The organism is Kitasatospora sp. NPDC085895 (assembly GCF_040702125.1).
Lineage (GTDB): Bacteria > Actinomycetota > Actinomycetes > Streptomycetales > Streptomycetaceae > Kitasatospora > Kitasatospora arboriphila.
In genome coordinates, this window is record NZ_JBFBJY010000237.1 from 1 (window position 1) to 1,283 (window position 1,283).

Annotated in this window: 1 protein-coding gene; it reads right to left on the bottom strand. The window is 67.9% G+C overall.

Going from position 1 to position 1,283, the window contains the following annotated elements:
- A partial coding sequence (locus AB0442_RS42520; RefSeq protein WP_366168856.1) for an IS4 family transposase occupies positions 1 to 1,160 on the bottom strand: 1,160 nt, incomplete at its 3' end.
- Positions 1,161 to 1,283: the final 123 nt, after the last annotated feature.

A 1,283-nucleotide genomic window follows, 5' to 3' on the forward strand; every position in this document is an offset into this window, starting at 1 on the left:
AGGCGCCTGGCACCGTTGTCGAGTTTCCGGTGCAGCTTCGCCGCCAGGAGAGCCAGGAAGTTCTTGATCTTCTGGGGTGTGTCCGCGCACTGGCGGACCACGCTGCGCCGGGTGTGCTTGAGGACCCGCACGAACGAGACTCGGTCCGGATCGATACCGTTGCCGTCGGCCAGCGACATGATGATCCGCGTGAGGCAGTGATGCACGACCAGGTGCGCCCAGACCTCCTGCCGCACCAGATCCGGGTCCCCCGAGCGCAGAACCTCGGCCGGCCCGCGCTGGAAGGTCTTGATCTGCCGGAATGCCGACTCCGCCTCCCAGCGCTCGTGATACAAGGCCGCCAGCTCGGCGGCGGGATAGGCCTCGAGGTCGGTCAGATCGGTCAGCAGCCGGATCACCTCGCCGCCGTCGACCTGGTACTCGATCACCCGCACGGTCACTCCGCCCGGATGCGAGGCCCTTTGACCGGCCAGACTCATCCGCCCCAGATAGCTCCCGTCCGGCAGCCGCTCAAGCACACGGGCCGCGACGCAGGAACGGGCCCGGATCAGCAGGTGCGCCCCGGCTCCGGTGTAGGCCTTCCACAGTGCCACCCCGGGAAAGCCGCGGTCCATGATGGCCAGCATCCCGGCGGCCGAGCCGGCCATGCTGATCGCCAGTTCCGGCTCGCCGCCACTGAAGCCGCCCACCGCCGCGTCGATCTGCGCGTGGGTGCCACACTCGGTCAGCGTCACCACCCTCACCTGCGGGAACCCTGCCGGCTGCCCGTTCTTGGTCGGACCGCCGAACGCGGCCCGGTTCGCCCTCGTGTCCGGCGCGTCCAGCACGAACCCGTCCACCGCGGCCAGACGTATCCCCCGGTAGAAGGAGCCCTTCAGGCCGACCGGGGCGAGCGGGCCGGCCAGCTCGCGGAACAAGGTCTCCAAAACCAGCGGCCCCAGACGTCTGCGTGCCCGAGTGAACGAGGACTTGTTCGGGACGTTGGCGCTCAACTCGCCGATGCCGCTGACCAATTGCTCGGCAACATCGTCGTAGGAGTCCTGTTGGAACAGTGCCAGACCAAGCGTGTAGTAGACCATGAACCCGGCCGGCAGAGCGCCGGGCTTCTTGTCGCAGACCCCGCACCTGCCCAGCACCGCCGCGACCAGTTCCGGCGTCACCCACCGCGTCACCACACCCAACCGAACCTGCTCGGACAACCCCACCCATGGATGCATGCCAGGCCCAACGACCGCGCTATCCCGATGTCACGAACTGCTTGATAGCTTCAAGCAACGGCATTG